Here is a 17,035-nt window from a genome sequence, read left to right as displayed (position 1 = left end):
GCTTCAGTATTCTTATCGACCTTTTTGCGAAAAACCTTCTACTAGTCAAAGACTTATAAGTCCGTATTCGGGCTCTTATGAACTCAGAGCAAAAAAAACTTAATAGCAATGATTAGTTTTTTGGCGAATCCTTACCTGTATAGATAAAAGGTCTGTTTCACATCAAGATGCAATATCATTACAATCAACTGCTGGATTTTCTAAACGATGATTCCTTCATCCGATGGGCTCTATTCGGAGAAAACGAGTCGTTCTGGCAATCGTTCCTTGAACAAAACGCCTATCAGCAAGTAACGGTAGCCCAGGCCCGCCAGTTGATTCATAAAATTAGTGCTGCTGAGCAGACCGATCTACCTACTCTGGATCAACAGGCCGTTTGGTCGCGTATTCAGGTTGCTATAGAAGATACTCCGGTTGAGGTAACCGAGCCTATTGTTGTCCAGACTTGGTGGCATCGATCCACTTGGCGCTGGGCCGCGAGCATTGCTTTATTAATAGGAATTAGTTGGTTTGTCTGGAGGAATTACGATAGCCATTCGGTGACCTATGGCGATTTGGTTGCCTCCGTCGACGATCAGCAAGCGCTTATTGAACGAGTTAATAATGGAGAAAAACCGCTTCGTATTTCCTTAGAAGATGGCAGCGCCATTACCTTGACGAAGCATAGTAAAATCAGCTACCCCAATCATTTTACCAAAGACAGGCGACGGGTTCTTCTGAGCGGTGAAGCATTTTTTGAAATAGCCAAAGACCCTGGTCGGCCGTTTTACGTATATGCTAATGAGTTAGTGACTAAGGTACTCGGGACGAGCTTCTGGGTAAGGGCTTTTGAGCAAGACAAGCAGGTTTTGGTAAACGTTCGAACTGGCCGGGTATCTGTCTATAAACAGCCCTGGGTTAATGTAGCCGATCCAGAGACAACTGGACTGGTGCTGGAGCCAAATCAGCAGGCTGTTTTCAGTCGGCAAACCGAGAATCTAACTCGCCGGTTAGTCGAACAACCGCTCCCCTTGCCAACGGCGGAGAAAGCAGAGTCCGTGGTTCGCTTCGATGAAGTGCCTGTGCCAACGGTACTAAAAGCCATCGAAAAGCGATATGGGGTTGATATTATTTACAATGAAGACGTGCTGGCCAATTGTGTCATCACCACGAAGATGGGTGACGAGTCACTGTACGATAAACTGGACCTTATCTGTAAAGTGATCGGAGCTACCTACAAAGAAGTTGATGCTCAGATTGTTCTCGAATCAAAAGGGTGTCAATAATTGTTCCTGACTAATGAAACCTTAACCAATCGTTTGCCATGAAGCATTAATTACTCTCCCGTCTTTTTACGAAAAAGGGAAACCATGTTGCCACATAGTCTCCCTCCTCTAAGTTCCCGATGCCTGGACCGCAATCGGAAGCTACTGTTTTGTCTTATCACAACAAAAACACCTAAATCTATGTCAAATTTTCTTACCAGAAAAGCAATTTTCGGTATAATGAAAATCACGGCCGTACAACTCGCACTCACGGGCTTGCTGGCTGGCTTTTGCCGGGCAGTGCCCGTGTCGGCACAGGAGTGTCTACAGGAAAGGGTAACCTTGCAGGCACAGAATGTCAGCCTCAAATCTTTGCTACAATCCATTGAACGTCAGGCTAAAGTCGCTTTCTCCTATCAGCGGGATGTAATCTCCTCAGGTGATAAACTAACCCTGGCCGTTAGTAACGAAACAATAGAGTCGGTTCTCAAAAGGGTCCTTCCGCCCCGTCACATTTCCTATGAGGTTGTTCGCAACAATCAGATTATATTAATTCGGACCAGTGGGCTGGGAAACGGTCAAGAGCCTTCCGGAGGGCTCCAACTAACCGAAACCACTGAAGCACCTACAGACGTCACTATATCTGGAACGGTAAACGACGAAAACGGGGCAGCTTTGGCGGGAGTTAGTGTCGTCCTGAAAGGGACGGCAAAGGGAACAACGACCGATCTGAAGGGCCGCTATAAACTCGATGTACCGAACCCCAACAGCACACTCATCTTCTCGTTTATTGGGTACCTGAGCCAGGAAGTCGTCGTAGGAAACCGTACGCAGCTCAACCTAACCCTGGCCGTCGATAATAAGACGTTAGGCGAAGTGGTAGTGGTGGGGTACGGCACCCAGAACAAACGTGACATTACGGGCTCCGTTGCGTCAGTAAAAAGCCGCGATATTCTTGCCGTACCGGTCAGTTCAAGTGACCAGATTTTGCAGGGACGTGTAGCTGGGTTGCAGGTGACGCAGGCTTCGTCGGCACCCGGTGGTGGGGTTACGATTCGTATTCGCGGATCTAACTCAGTCAATGCTGGTAACGAGCCGCTTTATGTTATTGACGGCTTTCCGGTCTACAGTGACAATAACGCAACACCATCAGGTGTGGGCGAACGTACGGGAGGTAACGCACTAGCCTCAATCAACACCAATGACATTGAGAGCATTGAAGTGCTCAAAGATGCTTCGGCCACGGCGATCTACGGTGCCCGGGGGGCTAATGGGGTTATCCTCATTACCACCAAGCGCGGCAAATCGGGGCAGAACCGCATCAGCGTCAACTCCTACGTGGGCATTCAGCAGGTTCGTAGTCGCTACGACCTGATGAATAGTTCCCAACTGGCAGCACTCGCTAACAGCTTTGGGCAGAGCCTGACGCCCCCCGTTACGCCTTATCCGACCATTCCGACGACCAACACCGACTGGCAAAAAGAGGTTTTCCAGACAGGAACGGTACAAAATCATGCCATCAGTTTTTCTGGAGGTAACGAATCGACGAATTACCTTGTGTCGGGTGAATATTATGATGAGAAAGGAGCTGTGACAGGCTCGGGTTTTAAGCGAATGTCGTTGCGGTTTAACCTTGATAAAACCTTTAGCCAGCGCTTCAAATTTGGTAACAGCCTGACGTTGAGCCGTACCGACCGAGACGTGCGCGACATCATCTACCAAACGTTGGCCTCCCGGCCTTTCAATCCAGTTTACGATGCCAACGGGAATTACTTCCTGGAGCAAAGTACGTCTATTGGCGGGCAAAGCTCGCAGATCGACAACCCAGTGGCCGTTGGAAATCAGAAGACCGACAAAACCATTGTCACTCGCGCACTGGGAAACATTTACGGTGAATTTAAATTTATCGAAGGCCTGGTGGGTAAAGTATTGGTGGGAGCTGATGTAGCCTACTCAACAGGTCGTGGCTATTCGCCTAAAACTACCTTGGAGGGCCTAAACGAAAACTCAATTGCGAATATTAGTACCGTCGAAAATGTATCTTGGCTGAATGAAAACACCCTGACTTACACCCGTAAGATTGGTACTCGGCACAGTCTGACGGCTTTACTGGGCAATTCGTTTCAACGACAAAGCGTACTGAATTACGGCATTCGCCGATCCGGTTTTCCAACCGATGCTACCTCGTACTATATCGTAACGGCGGGTGCTAATGATCGAAATTACGCTCCATCGGGTAGTTTCAATTTTACGATTCAATCGTTTTTCGGTCGGTTTAATTACAGTCTAGATGATAAGTATCTGTTCACGTTTACAGCCCGTAGTGATGGCTCATCAAAGTTTGGTGATGGTCGTAAATATGGTTTCTTCCCTTCAGGAGCCTTTGCATGGCGGCTTAGTGACGAATCATTTATTAAGAAAACAAAGGCATTCAGCGATCTTAAGCTGCGAACAAGTTATGGAGTAACGGGTAATCAGGAAATACCGCCTTACCGGTCATTACCAATCTTGCAAGCTGACCGGGGACAGGTGCTGGGTGGCGACCAGGTGACGGGTTTTGCCCCCACAGGTAATTTATACAATCCGAACCTAGGCTGGGAGCGAACGGCCCAGTTCGATTTAGGCTTGGATATGGGTTTTTGGAATAACCGCCTGACTGCTACGGCTGACTATTACCTTAAAAATACCTCCGATCTATTATTTCAAACACCAGTACCACTCGAAACGGGATTTCAGACCCAATGGCGGAATTTGGGTCAGGTGCGAAACCAGGGAGTTGAGTTTAGCCTGAGTAGCCAAAACCTGACGGGAGCTGTTCGGTGGACTACAGATGCCAACTTGTCTATCAACACGAATCGAGTAATTAGCCTGCCCGATGGTACAACACCAAACCCAGATGGTAGCCGCCAGATACTGGTGAGTCTATTTCCCAATACCAATGGTGGCGTTGATGGGTTGAGTGTCATCCGAACTGGGCAGCCGATCGGCTCTTTTTATACCTATGTTGCCGATGGAATCTGGCAGACCAATGACCAGATTAATGCCGCTGGTCCCGGCTTTAGCGTGTATAAACCTGGCGACATTCGCTACAAAGACCTCAATAACGATGGAAAGATCGATGGCGATGACCGTGCTATCACGGGCCATGGTATCCCTAAATACCTGTTTGGTCTGAACAATACTATTTCCTACAAGAACCTGGAACTGAACGTGTTTCTACAGGGTGTGGCCGACGTACATGTCGTTAATCTGACGCGCTACAACCTGGAAACTTCTGCGGGTCAGTTTAATACGACTAGCGAGATGGCGAATCGATGGACAGGGGCCAACACGAGTAACACCATACCACGCGTTAGCCCGACTAATTTCTTTGTGACCAACCGGTTCGTTGAAGATGGTTCATTTCTGCGCCTGCGGACCGTTACGCTCTCGTACCGCTTTCCGGTGGGGCAATGGGGCCTTAACTGGCTGAATGGTCTGCGTGTATACGCTACAGGCCAGAACCTGTTGACATTCACCAAGTATACCGGTTTCGATCCGGAAGTTAATATCGCCGGACAGGCGCAGGCCCTCCAGGGCATTGATCTGTACTCATACCCTGTGCAAAAGCGGTTCGTCTTTGGACTAAACCTGTCTTTCTAAGCACAAAAAAGGTCTTTAATAAAAGTCAATCGACCCATCAATTTACAACTGGATCACGATGAAACGACTACAAAAAATTTTCCTGTTACTCTTATCCTTCGTACTAGTAGACTCCTGCAAGAGTGCACTGGAAGAAAAGCCCCTTGATTTTGTCACACCAGACAATTTTTTCAAGACAGCCGACGAAGCTAAAGCTGCCGTTTATAGCCTCTACAATACACTAATTAACGGCAATGCGTATAATGTCTCGCTGTACTTCCTAGCTGACTTGCCCACTCCGGCCATGGATGGCCTGGTCAATGTGAACACGGTGGCTACCGACAACTTCTCCTATGATGCCACGCTGGCGTATCTGGACTACTATGGTGGGGCCTATGTCGGTATTCAGCGGGCCAACCTCATTCTCGAACGTGTACCGGCTATTACCATGGACAAGAACCTGCGGGATGCATACCTGGGCGAGGCTCGGTTTATGCGGGCCCTTCACTATTTTAACCTGGTCCGGCTCTTTGGCGATGTGCCACTGGTTACAAATCCTGCGGTCGACCTAAATGTGGCCGTTTCGAATCCACGTACGGATAAGCAGCAGATTTATCAACTGATTCTGGAAGACCTTCAGTTTGCCGAAAAAGCACTACCCGTCGATTATCCGCCGAGTGAAGTAGGTCGGTCTACACGTGGAGCCGCAAAACTTCAACTGGCGCGTGTGTATCTCACACTCAAGCAGTTCGATCTGGCCCGTGCCAAGAGTAAAGAAGTGATCGACTTAGGAGTATACAAACTCATGGCTGACTACCGGGATGTATTTGATCCGGCCAAGAAAAACAATGCCGAGCATATCTTATCTGCGCAGTACAAGATGTTCCGCGTGGGTGCCTGGTTTGAGTCGATCCTGAGTCCATCGGGTACAACCGGCTGTGGTTTTGCCGAAGGGTTAGCGGGGGTGTCGCAACAATTCTTCGACAACTACCCCAGTACATATCGCAAAGAGATTTCGATGATGACATCCTACGTAACAACGGACAACAAGACGATCAGCTACAGCCGACCCTTCATTAAGAAATACATCGCCTGGGGCAAAGAAAACGTCTGCTTTAGTGGTGATAATAATTTCCCCATCATGCGATATGCAGAAGCCCTGCTGATTTTCGCAGAAGCCGAAAACGAGGTAAACGGCCCAACGGTTGCGGCTTACGATGCGATCAATCAGATTCGAAAGCGGGCCAGGACCCGGCCTAATGGTACCGAAGACATAGCCGCTTTACCGAATCTTTCAGGTCTATCAAAGGATACGTTTCGGCAGGCTGTTTACCGCGAGCGCGAGATGGAGCTTTGCTTCGAAGGGCACGGTTTCTTCGACCTGGTTCGAACGGGTCGGCTTATAAGCGAAAACAAAGCCGCCGGTCGGCCTAACGTGAGTGAGAAAAATCTGTTGTTCCCCTTCCCGCTTCAAGCGATGGATCTGAATAAGGGCTTAAAGCAAAACCCTGGATATTGATGCCTTTGGGTCTGTTTTAAACGGCCTTACGGTAAGGCCGTTTAAAACAGCATTTTATTCATAGTCGCTTCTCAAAGCTTTCTTCTTGTTTTCTTTATATGTATCAATCGTTGGGTATTTTCTTGACGTGTTTGATTCAACTGAGTTGCCTAGTCACCACGCATGCCGAGGTACGGCTACCCCGACTTGTAAGTGACCACATGGTTCTCCAACGGGATCAGCCGATCCCGGTTTGGGGCTGGGCCGACCCAAATGAACAAATAACCATCAAGTTTGCTGGCAAAACGTTTACGACCAAAGCCGGTTCTGATACAAAATGGCGGCTCGACTTACCGATTATGTCAGTTGGTGGACCTTACACCATGACGATCCGGGGAAAGAAGAATACACTAGTGATCAACGATATTCTGCTGGGCGATGTGTGGTTAGGATCGGGCCAGTCGAATATGGAGTGGCGGATGCAGCAACTGTTACCCCATACGAAAAATGACATAGCTAGCGCGAACTACCCGATGATTCGTCTGTTCGATGTGCGCGACACTATCTCACCGTCTCCTTTAGCCGACGTTTCCAGCGACGGCTGGCGGTTGTGCAGTCCACAGAGTATCGCTACATTTTCAGCGGTGGCTTATTTCTATGGCCGAGATCTCTATAAACGGTACCAGGTGCCCATTGGCCTCATTACCTCTGATTGGGGCGGTACACAGATTGAAGCCTGGATGAGCCCAGCGGCCCTTCGCCCGTTTCCGGAATTTGCCGTTAAGCTCGCATCGGTAGAAGAAAATCCGGGTGGTTCACTCGAGCAGGTTAAACAGGCATTCGGCCGGAAATTGGCCGAATGGCAGCGAACCTACACGGCTGCCGACCGGGGTTTTGCCGATAAAAACAAGCCTTGGTTCGCCACCGATCTCGCCACCACTAACTGGCGGACGATAGAGCTACCGGGACACTGGGAGCAGTCGGGAACATTGCCCGATTTTGATGGGGTTGTCTGGGTACGTAAGCAGATCACCCTAACTAGCGAACAGGCGGGAAAGCCACTGGTACTGCACCTGGCCCGCGTCGATGATGTAGATTCGACCTGGTTCAACGGTCAGAAAGTGGGTGGCACAAGTCCCTATAGTGCGGTGCGGCAGTACCGGGTTCCTGGTCATTTGATCAAAGCAGGACCCAACACGATTGCTATCCGGATGCTGGATACGGGCGGTGGCGGTGGACTTTACGGCAATCCTAACGAATTGTACGCTACTATTGGACAAGATACGATCTCGCTAGCGGGGCCTTGGGCTTATCAAGTGGGCATCGATACCCGCGACGCGCCCAAAGCCCCGAATCTGCTGTTCAGCCAAAACTCGCTGACTGCCTTATTTAACAGTATGATTGCGCCACTGATTCCGTACGCGCTAAAGGGCGTTATCTGGTATCAGGGAGAGGCCAACGCCGACCGGGCGTATCAGTACCGGCAGCTTTTTCCAGACTTGATCCGAGACTGGCGAACGCGTTGGGGCTATGCGTTTCCGTTCCTGTTCGTGCAGTTAGCAGGCTTTATGAACGACAATCAGCAGCCCGCCGACTATATGTGGGCGGAACTTCGGGAAGCTCAGACGATGACGCTTTCCCTGCCCAAAACTGGCATGGCAGTGGCTATCGATATTGGCGATTCAACCAATATTCACCCGGTCAATAAGCAGGAAGTTGGCAGACGCCTAGCGCTGGCGGCTCGCCGGGTTGCTTACAACGAAGCGGAGGTCGTCAGTTCGGGACCCGTTTTCAAATCCATGACCGTTGAGGGCAGGCAAGTGCGGGTAACGTTCAACGAAGTAGGTACTGGCTTAACCATTCGTGACAAATACGGTTATGTCCGGGGCTTTAGCGTAGCTGGTCCAGATCATATTTTCCACTGGGCGAAAGGCACACTGAACGGCAATGAACTACTACTGAACAGCGAACAAGTGCCCAACCCCGTAGCCGTCCGCTATAACTGGGGCAACACACCTGATGGCAACCTCTATAACCGGGAAGGGCTACCGGCGGTACCTTTCCGTACCGACGACTGGCCCGGACTGACGTTCGGTCGAAACTAGTCTTCATTTGTGCACTGATAACAACCTGACTATGAATTGGCCTGGTCTTCAACTTATTTCCATTCGTTCAATGCTCCGTAATGTGGGGATAGCCCTGTTATACAGTGGGTGTCTCAGTGGTATTTTTTTGCCAGTCTCGCTGATGGCTCAACCGGCAGGCCAGGTTGAAGTAGTTAGCCCCGACAAGCAGTTATCTGTCGAATTTAGCCTGTCTAGTCAAGCCAGGGCTAGTTATACGATTCGCCATAACCACACAGTCGTGATGCCCTCCTCGGATCTGGGCCTGGTCCGGGACGATGGAGATTTTTCCACTCACCTGCAGATGATCGCCATTTCTAAGCCGGTATTGGTTACGGATTCGTACCGAATGCAGCATGGTAAGCAACGACAGGTCACCTACCAGGCCAACCGATGCGTCGTTCATCTGGCGAATCGGTCGGGGCAGAAACTGGACGTTGAGTTTCAGGTGTCGAATGATGGTGTGGCGTTTCGGTACTACTTTCCCGAACGTTCCGCTGACCGCAAAGCCATAACGCAGGAAACAACGTCATTTACCTTTCAAGAGGGTACAAAAAGCTGGATACAGCCCTGCCCTGATCCCAAATCGGGTTGGAACCAGACCCAGCCTTCGTACGAAGAAAACTACCGCCAGAACAGCTTGTTGACGACCTTGCCCGATAGCATGTCGAGCTGGGTTTATCCGGCATTGTTTCGGTCGGGAACCTACTGGGTATTACTCAGCGAAACCGCGCCGGATCGTAATTACTGCGGAACACGGCTTAAACATATCCCTCAGAAAAATGCCTTTACCGTCGCGCTGGCCGACCCACGGGAAACGATTACCGGAGGTGCTGCTCGGCCGGAATCAACTTTACCCTGGGCAACCCCATGGCGAATTATTACTGTAGGTAACCACTTGGGTACCATTGTCGAATCAACCCTGGGAACGGACTTAGCTAGGCCGGCCATTGCAGGTGATTTTTCATTTGTCAAGCCAGGCCGGTCGGCCTGGAGCTGGGCCATGTTTGGCGACGACTCAACAGTCTACTCAGCCTCGCGGACCTTTATCGACTATGCCGCGCGGATGGGCTGGGAATACAGCCTGATTGATGCTAACTGGGACCGCCAGATTGGCTACGAAAAGTTGGCTGAATTAGCGGCTTACGCCCGTGCAAAAGGGGTTAGCTTGCTGGTTTGGTATAACTCGGCGGGCGACTGGAATACTGTACCGCATACGCCCAAGGATAAACTTATAACGACGACCGTCCGCAATCTGGAATTTGCCCGTCTGAGAGATATGGGGATCAAAGGCATTAAGGTGGATTTCTTTGGAGCCGATGGGCAGTCGATGATGGCTTACTACCAGGACATTGCCGAAGATGCCGCGAGATATGGTCTGCTGGTCAACTTCCACGGCTGCACCCTACCACGCGGCTGGCAGCGGACCTACCCGAACCTACTGACGATGGAAGCCGTGCGGGGCTACGAAAACGTCACGTTCGCCCAGGAGAATGCTGATAAGCAACCCACTCATTGCGCCGTTTTGCCCTTCACGCGCAACGTCTTCGACCCCATGGACTACACGCCCGTGGTATTTTCGGAAGACCCGGATATTAAGCGCCGGACAACGAACGCCTTCGAGCTGGCCTTGCCCTATTTGTTTACGTCGGGCATCCAGCATTTTTCGGAAGTTGGAGTTGGTATGGCCAGTGTACCGGAATATGTACAGCAGTTGATGCGGGAGGTACCTGTAGCCTGGGATGAGAGTCGGTTCGTGGATGGGTATCCGGGGAAGTTAGTCGTCATCGCTCGTCGGGCAGGTAACGTCTGGTATATAGCTGGCATAAACGGAGAAGCGGTTGACAAGTCGTTGACGGTATCACTACCTTTTATCAAAAACACGACCGGCAACATCGTCACGGATGGATCAACCAACCGAGATTTTACGTCCAGACCAGTGAACTGGACGACTGCTGGCGGCCTGCCGTTAACCCTGAAAGCCAATGGCGGTTTTGTTTTGATTATAAAGTCATAACGTTTCACTTCTTTGTCTGCGATGAAGCGAGCCATTGTTAGTACTCTTCTGATTGGGTTACTGGCCTTAACGTCGGCCTTCCTACTACGCACCCATACAGTTGCAAAGCTTATGGATTGGCCCGAATACCTGGGAGGGCCAGATCGTAATCATTATTCTCTCCTTCGTCAGATTGATTCAACCAATGTAAGCCGACTGCAGGTTGCCTGGGAGTATGCGACTAAGGATTCGGGACAGATGCAGTGCAACCCGATTGTCGTGAATGGAACGCTCTACGGCATGACGGCTTCTTGCCAGCCGTTTGCGCTTGATGCAGCCATCGGTAAAGAACGCTGGCGTTGGCAGAAAGCTGGAGCCGTTGCCTACAACAATAGTCGGGGTGTTGCCTATTGGCAAGCGTCTGCTGGTTATACGGACCAGCGCATTCTGTTCACCAACGGTTCCTGGCTATACGCCATCGACGCCAGTACGGGCCAAGAAATTACGTCGTTTGGCGAAGGGGGCCGTACCAGTTTGAAAGCGGGTCTGGGCGCTGTTTCGCAGGATCGATTCGTGGTCTCGAATACACCCGGTACAGTGTTCGGCGATCTGCTGATCATGCCCCTGCGTGTGTCGGATGGTGTCGACCCGGCCTTTGGTCACATTCAAGCGTTCGACATCAAAACGGGTAAGCTTGTCTGGACATTCCGGACGATTCCACAGCCCGGTGAATTCGGCTACGATACTTGGCCGAAAGAGGCCTACCGAAATCCCGATATAGGCGGGGCTAACAACTGGCCCGGCATGGCCATCGACCGACCCCGTGGGATTGTGTACGTACCCACGGGGTCGGCCGCGGCCGATTACTATGGGGGCAACCGGGTCGGCAGCAACCTGTTTGCCAACTGCTTGCTGGCTCTTGATGCCCAGACTGGTAAGAGACGCTGGCATTACCAGTTCGTACACCACGACATCCTGGACCGCGACGCCCCCGCTCCGCCGAATTTAGTCACCATCACGCGCGAAGGCAAACGCATTGACGCCGTTGCGCAGGTGACTAAACACGGCCTGGTTTTTCTCTTTGACCGGGTGACGGGAAAACCGATTTACCCAATCACCGAAAAACCAGCTCCTGGGTCTGACATCCCCGGCGAAAAGCCGTGGCCCACGCAGCCTGTCCCGAGCTTGCCCGCGCCCTACGCCCGGCAAACGCTGACCGAAGCCGACCTAAGCCCCTACGCCGAAAACCGTGAAGAACTGCTGGCTACGCTGCGAAAGAGCCGCTACGAGGGGGCGTTTACACCCCACAGCAAGCAGGGTACCATCATCTTTCCTGGTTTTGATGGGGGTGCTGAATGGGGTGGAGCCGCGGCTGATCCGAATGGTATTCTCTACCTTAATAGTAACGAAATGGCCTGGCTGGTTAAGCTGGCTGACGTAGAAATGCCAACGACTACCGCGCAACCGCCCACGGGTGAGCGGCTTTACGCGGCCAACTGCGGAGCTTGTCACGGCCCAGAGCGGAAAGGAAATCCCACCGGAGGTTATCCGTCACTAGTCGACATTGGAACCCGCCGAAAACCCGAATACATCCACCAGGTCATCGCCAACGGAAAAGGTATGATGCCTGCTTTTTCTCACCTTTCCGAGGTCCAGCGCCAAACGCTGGTGGCCTATCTGTTGAACAGGCCCGCTACAACGACCAAAGAGCCAGGTCAGGCAGCTAAAGAACCGGGTCAATTGCTTAAGCAACCCATACCGACAACGGTTCCCTACCGGGTAGCCTTGTTTACGAAGTTTCTCGACAGCCAGGGGTTTCCGGCCATTCGCCCACCCTGGGGAACGCTCAATGCTATTGACCTGAGCACCGGTCAGTATCGCTGGAAAATACCCTTTGGTGAATATCCCGAGCTGGTAGCAAAGGGTTTTACCAAAACCGGGGCTGAAAGCTACGGAGGGCCTGTGGTGACGGCCAGTGGACTCTTGTTCATTGCAGGTACGAAAGACAGAAAAATTCGGGCTTTTAATTCACGAACGGGCAAGCTGCTCTGGCAACATGAGCTACCAGCCGCTGGCTTTGCTACACCCAGCACCTACGAATCGGGTGGTAAACAATACGTCGTCATTGCCTGCGGGGGCGACAAACTTGGGGCACCAAAAGGTGACCGCTTCGTAGCGTTTTCTTTACCCTAATCGACACACACCATGCGTTATTGGCTTTCGATCACCTTCCTACTGGCGTTTAGTTTTTCGGCCTTACGGGCTCAGATTGACACGGCAGCGCTGCCGAAGGCACTGTTGACTGAGCCCTGGCCCGCCCGCTGGATTACCGTACCGGGCACATCGCCCCATGGGTACGGCGTATACCATTTTCGTAAAACCATTCAACTAGACAGTAAGCCCAGCGCGTTCGTTGTACACGTGTCGGGCGACAACCGCTATAAACTGTTTGTCAATGGACGGCTGGTATCGCTGGGTCCGGCCCGTTCGGATGTGCGTCACTGGTCGTTTGAAACGGTCGATCTGGCCCCCTACTTAACCTCGGGCGATAACACGTTGGCGGCTGTTGTGTGGAATTTCGGCGAGACGATGTCGTTCGCTCAACACTCTTTCCGAACCGGCTTTATCCTGCAAGGCAACGGCCCTGCCGAGCAGGCCGTCAACACCAATCCGTCGTGGAAGTGTCTACAAAATGGCGCGTATTCACCCCTTCAGACAAATTTATACACCTTTTTTCAGGTTGGTCCTGGTGAGGCTATCCAGTATAATCGCTATCCCTGGGGGTGGGAAACGGTACAGTATGCCGACGCACAGTGGCCAAATGCGCAGGAGGTCAAGCCCGGCAGCATGTGGAACCTCAATATTGATTTCGATAACTGGACGCTCAACCCCCGGTCTATACCGCCGATGGAGTTAAAACCCGAACGCATCGCCAAACTACGTAAAGTGGATGGCATAACGGTTCCGGCTGGTTTTCCCGGACAAGCGGTTCCGGTACATATCCCGGCTCAGACCAAAGCTGTATTGCTGCTCGACCAGACGCATCTGACTACCGCCTATCCAGTGCTGACGGTGAGTGGTGGACGGGGCGCAAACGTGACGCTGGCCTACGCTGAGTCACTGTTTGAACCGGCTCCGAAGGATCGGACTGCACCGATCGTAAAAGGGGACCGGAATAAAATTGAAGGAAAGGTTTTCTTTGGTTGTACCGATGCGTTTGTCACTGATGGCGGGCAACAACGCACACTTACCACCCTTTGGTGGCGGACGTACCGCTACATACAGGTAACGGTTGAAACCAAACAGGAGCCGCTGATACTCAATGATCTCTCGGGTCTTTTTACAGCTTACCCACTGTCGAAGGTAAGTACCGCTGAGGTACCTGAATCGCCAGAACTAGCCAACATGCTCGATATTGGCTGGCGCACGGCCCGGCTCTGCGCTAACGAGACGTACATGGACTGCCCCTATTATGAACAACTGCAATACGCTGGGGACGTCCGTATTCAGGCGCTGATTTCGCTTTACAACAGTTCCGACGATCGACTGGTGCGGCAGGCCATTATGCAACTCCGCCAGTCACTCTCCGCCAACGGCCTGACCATGAGCCGCTATCCTAGCCGCGAACCTCAGTACATTCCGACGTTTTCGCTCTGGTGGATCAACATGGTACACGATTACTGGCGCTACCGGGGCGATAAAGCGTTCGTGAAGTCGTCGCTGCCTGTTACCCGCATGGTGCTGAACTATTTTGCTAATTACCAGCACGACGACGGTTCGCTAAAGCGCTTTCCGGACTGGCCTTTTACGGACTGGACAACCAGCCCAGACTGGCAAACCTGGGGCAGTGTGGCTCCGTACACTGAGAATGGCAACTCAGCTCCGCTGGACTTGCAGTTGCTGCTGGCTTATCAAGTAGCGGGTGATCTGGAAGCTCAGGCCGGTATGTCGGCGTTTGCTGACCTGTACGCCGAACGTAGCAACCGGTTAAGGCAGACCATCCAGCGGCTTTACTGGGACAAGTCGCGCGGACTGTTTGCTGATACACCCCAGAAAAAGCAGTTTTCGCAGCATTCAAATATACTGGCCGCCCTGACGGGGGTCATTACGGGTGATTCGGCGCGGCAACTGATGGAGCGTACGCTGACTGATAAGTCATTGGTACAGCCTTCTATTTTTTACCGTTATTACCTGCACCGGGCCGTGGCTGAAACGGGACTTGGCGATCAGTACCTGAACTTGCTGGGGCTATGGCGCCAACAGATGAAGCTGGGCTTAACGACCTGGGCAGAGTCGCACGAACCGTCGCGGTCAGATTGCCACGCCTGGGGCTCGAGCCCGAATATTGAATTCTACCGCATTATCCTCGGTATTGATTCCGACGCACCCGGCTTCGAGAAAGTGCGCATCACCCCGCATCTGGGTACACTGCGGAACGCAAGCGGTCAGATGCCCCATCCTAAAGGAACCATTGGCGTGAAGTACGCGCTAAGTCCGGCTGGTACGTTGCGGGCCGACATCAGCTTACCCGAAGGTGTGACCGGTACGTTTCGCTGGAAAGGTCAGCAACGCCAATTGACCGCCGGTCACCAAACCTTCGATTTAACCGTTCAATGACCATAAACCTGCCACCGGCCATTATTGATACGCACCTGCACATTTGGGACGTTCAGCACCTGAATTACGCGTGGTTGTCGGACGTACCGGCCATTAACCGAACGTTCACCATTTCCGACTATCAGCGGGCTATTGCCCGCGTGCCGGTGCAGGCGATGGTATTTGTGCAGTGTGAATGCGAACCCGAACAATACAAACGGGAGATCGACTACGTAACCCAGGCGGCAGCCATTGATCCGCGCATTCGGGGCCTGGTTGCTTGGTTTCCGTTAGAACAACCCAATATTGACACTGAACTACAAGCCTTACAGGCTTATTTTCTGGTACGGGGCGTCCGAAGGTTGGAGGAGTCGCCCAGGTCGCTGTATGAACAGCCACAATTCATCGAAAACGTGAGTAAACTGGCCACCGTTGGGCTTAGCTTCGACATCTGCCTGAAGGCGCATCAACTACCGGCCGCCATCAGCTTGGTCGAACAATGTCCTGACACGGCGTTTATGCTCGACCACCTGGGCAAGCCCAACATTGCCGGTAAGGAGCTGGCAAACTGGCAAACCCACATTCGACAATTAGCCAGCCATCCACATGTTTTCTGCAAAGTGTCGGGACTGGTGACTGAAGCTAACTGGAAACACTGGCGTTTGGATGAGCTACGGCCTTATTTCGAATTCGTGGTCGAGCAGTTTGGTACCGACCGGCTGGTGTTCGGCGGAGACTGGCCGGTAATGACGCTAGCCGCATCGTATACAACCTGGCTTGATTCGGTACTGACCCTGTGCGCCGACTGGACTAATGACGAGCGGGATTGTCTATTTCGGGCTAATGCTGAACGCTTTTACCGATTGACCCCATGAGCTACATAATTGATACCACCTTTCAGCTACCCCTCCGTCCGCGTCCCATTTCCATAATTGGGGCCGGGGCGATTGTGCAGGATGCGCACCTGCCCGCGTACCGAAAAGCAGGCTGGTCGGTTGAACAACTTTACGACCTGAATCAGGATAAGGCTCAGCAGGTAGCGGGGCGGTTTGGTATTCCGACTGTGGCCGATTCAATTGAACAACTCATTGAGCAGGCATTGCCGGATGCAGTTTTTGACATTGCTGTGCCAGCTTCGGCCTTACCGGTGATTCTGCCGTTGTTACCCGAGCGGTCAATCATTATGATTCAAAAACCCTTCGGGGAAACACTCGGCGAGGCCCGCCAGCTACTCTGCATCTGTGAGCAACGGCAGTTTATGGCCAGTGTGAACATGCAGATGAAGTTCATTCCGTCCGTTATAGCCGCCAAAAACCTCATTGCACAGGGGGCGATTGGCGAATTGCACGACCTGGAAATCCGAATGAATATCGACCACCCCTGGCAGCTCTGGACGTTTTTGTTTGGGCTGCCAAGGATGGAAATGCTCTACCACAGCATTCACTACATGGACCTGCTAAAATACTTCTTCGGGATGCCTAAAGCGGTCTATGCCAAGACAATGCAGCACCCGCATCAGATGCAACTGGCCTCGACCCGCTCGGTCATTATCTTCGACTACGACCGGCCGGTACGGGCGTTCATTAACACCAACCACGGCCACGCGTTTGGCACGCGCCACCAGGATTCGTTCATTAAGTGGGAAGGTACGCACGGAGCTATTAAAACGACCCTCGGCCTGAATATCAACTTCCCCGACGGCGTTGCCGATACGTTCGAATACGTCGTGCTTGACGAAGGCCAGTCACCCGAATGGCAGTCGGCCCATTTGGCAGGCAGTTGGTACCCCGACGCGTTCATCGGCTCGATGGCCGACCTGCTCTGCTTTGCCGAAGGATCGTCTCCTCACCATATTACATCCGTAGCCGAAGCCGTCAACACCATGCAACTGGTCGAAGCGGCCTACCTCTCCAGCGACAGCGGAGGTATTTCTCTTGACTCATTTACCGCCTGAACC

Annotated in this window: 9 protein-coding genes; all 9 read left to right on the top strand. The window is 52.1% G+C overall.

Annotation, left to right across the window (positions count from 1 at the left end):
- Positions 1 to 167 precede the first annotated feature (167 nt).
- The 9 genes from WBJ53_RS33455 (at position 168) to WBJ53_RS33415 (ending at position 17,032) form a co-directional block, all read left to right on the top strand.
- Positions 168 to 1,265: a FecR domain-containing protein gene (locus WBJ53_RS33455; RefSeq protein ID WP_338877385.1), complete on the top strand. Its 1,098-nt coding sequence runs from the start codon at positions 168 to 170 to the stop codon at positions 1,263 to 1,265.
- A 180-nt stretch (positions 1,266 to 1,445) separates the two neighbouring features.
- Positions 1,446 to 4,886: a TonB-dependent receptor gene (locus WBJ53_RS33450; RefSeq protein WP_338877384.1), complete on the top strand. Its 3,441-nt coding sequence runs from the start codon at positions 1,446 to 1,448 to the stop codon at positions 4,884 to 4,886.
- A gap of 58 nt (positions 4,887 to 4,944) precedes the next feature.
- Positions 4,945 to 6,384: a RagB/SusD family nutrient uptake outer membrane protein gene (locus WBJ53_RS33445; protein ID WP_338877382.1), complete on the top strand. Its 1,440-nt coding sequence runs from the start codon at positions 4,945 to 4,947 to the stop codon at positions 6,382 to 6,384.
- Between the two features lie 200 nt (positions 6,385 to 6,584).
- A complete protein-coding gene (locus WBJ53_RS33440) occupies positions 6,585 to 8,468 on the top strand; it encodes a sialate O-acetylesterase (protein ID WP_338877381.1) in 1,884 nt (627 codons plus the stop codon).
- A gap of 31 nt (positions 8,469 to 8,499) precedes the next feature.
- Positions 8,500 to 10,503: a glycoside hydrolase family 97 catalytic domain-containing protein gene (locus WBJ53_RS33435; protein ID WP_338877380.1), complete on the top strand. Its 2,004-nt coding sequence runs from the start codon at positions 8,500 to 8,502 to the stop codon at positions 10,501 to 10,503.
- Positions 10,504 to 10,524: 21 nt separating this feature from the next.
- A complete protein-coding gene (locus tag WBJ53_RS33430) occupies positions 10,525 to 12,675 on the top strand; it encodes a PQQ-binding-like beta-propeller repeat protein (protein WP_338877379.1) in 2,151 nt (716 codons plus the stop codon).
- Positions 12,676 to 12,687: 12 nt separating this feature from the next.
- Complete coding sequence (locus WBJ53_RS33425) at positions 12,688 to 15,099, top strand: alpha-L-rhamnosidase C-terminal domain-containing protein (protein WP_338877378.1); 2,412 nt, start codon at positions 12,688 to 12,690, stop codon at positions 15,097 to 15,099.
- Complete coding sequence (locus WBJ53_RS33420; protein WP_338877376.1) at positions 15,096 to 15,953, top strand: amidohydrolase family protein; 858 nt, start codon at positions 15,096 to 15,098, stop codon at positions 15,951 to 15,953. Before WBJ53_RS33425 ends, WBJ53_RS33420 begins: the two co-directional genes overlap by 4 nt.
- Complete coding sequence (locus tag WBJ53_RS33415) at positions 15,950 to 17,032, top strand: Gfo/Idh/MocA family oxidoreductase (RefSeq protein WP_338877375.1); 1,083 nt, start codon at positions 15,950 to 15,952, stop codon at positions 17,030 to 17,032. Before WBJ53_RS33420 ends, WBJ53_RS33415 begins: the two co-directional genes overlap by 4 nt.
- Positions 17,033 to 17,035: the final 3 nt, after the last annotated feature.

The organism is Spirosoma sp. SC4-14, assembly GCF_037201965.1.
In the GTDB taxonomy this organism is placed as follows: domain Bacteria; phylum Bacteroidota; class Bacteroidia; order Cytophagales; family Spirosomataceae; genus Spirosoma.
The sequence above is the reverse complement of the archived record's forward strand: the minus strand, read 5'-3'. Positions and strand labels throughout refer to the sequence as shown.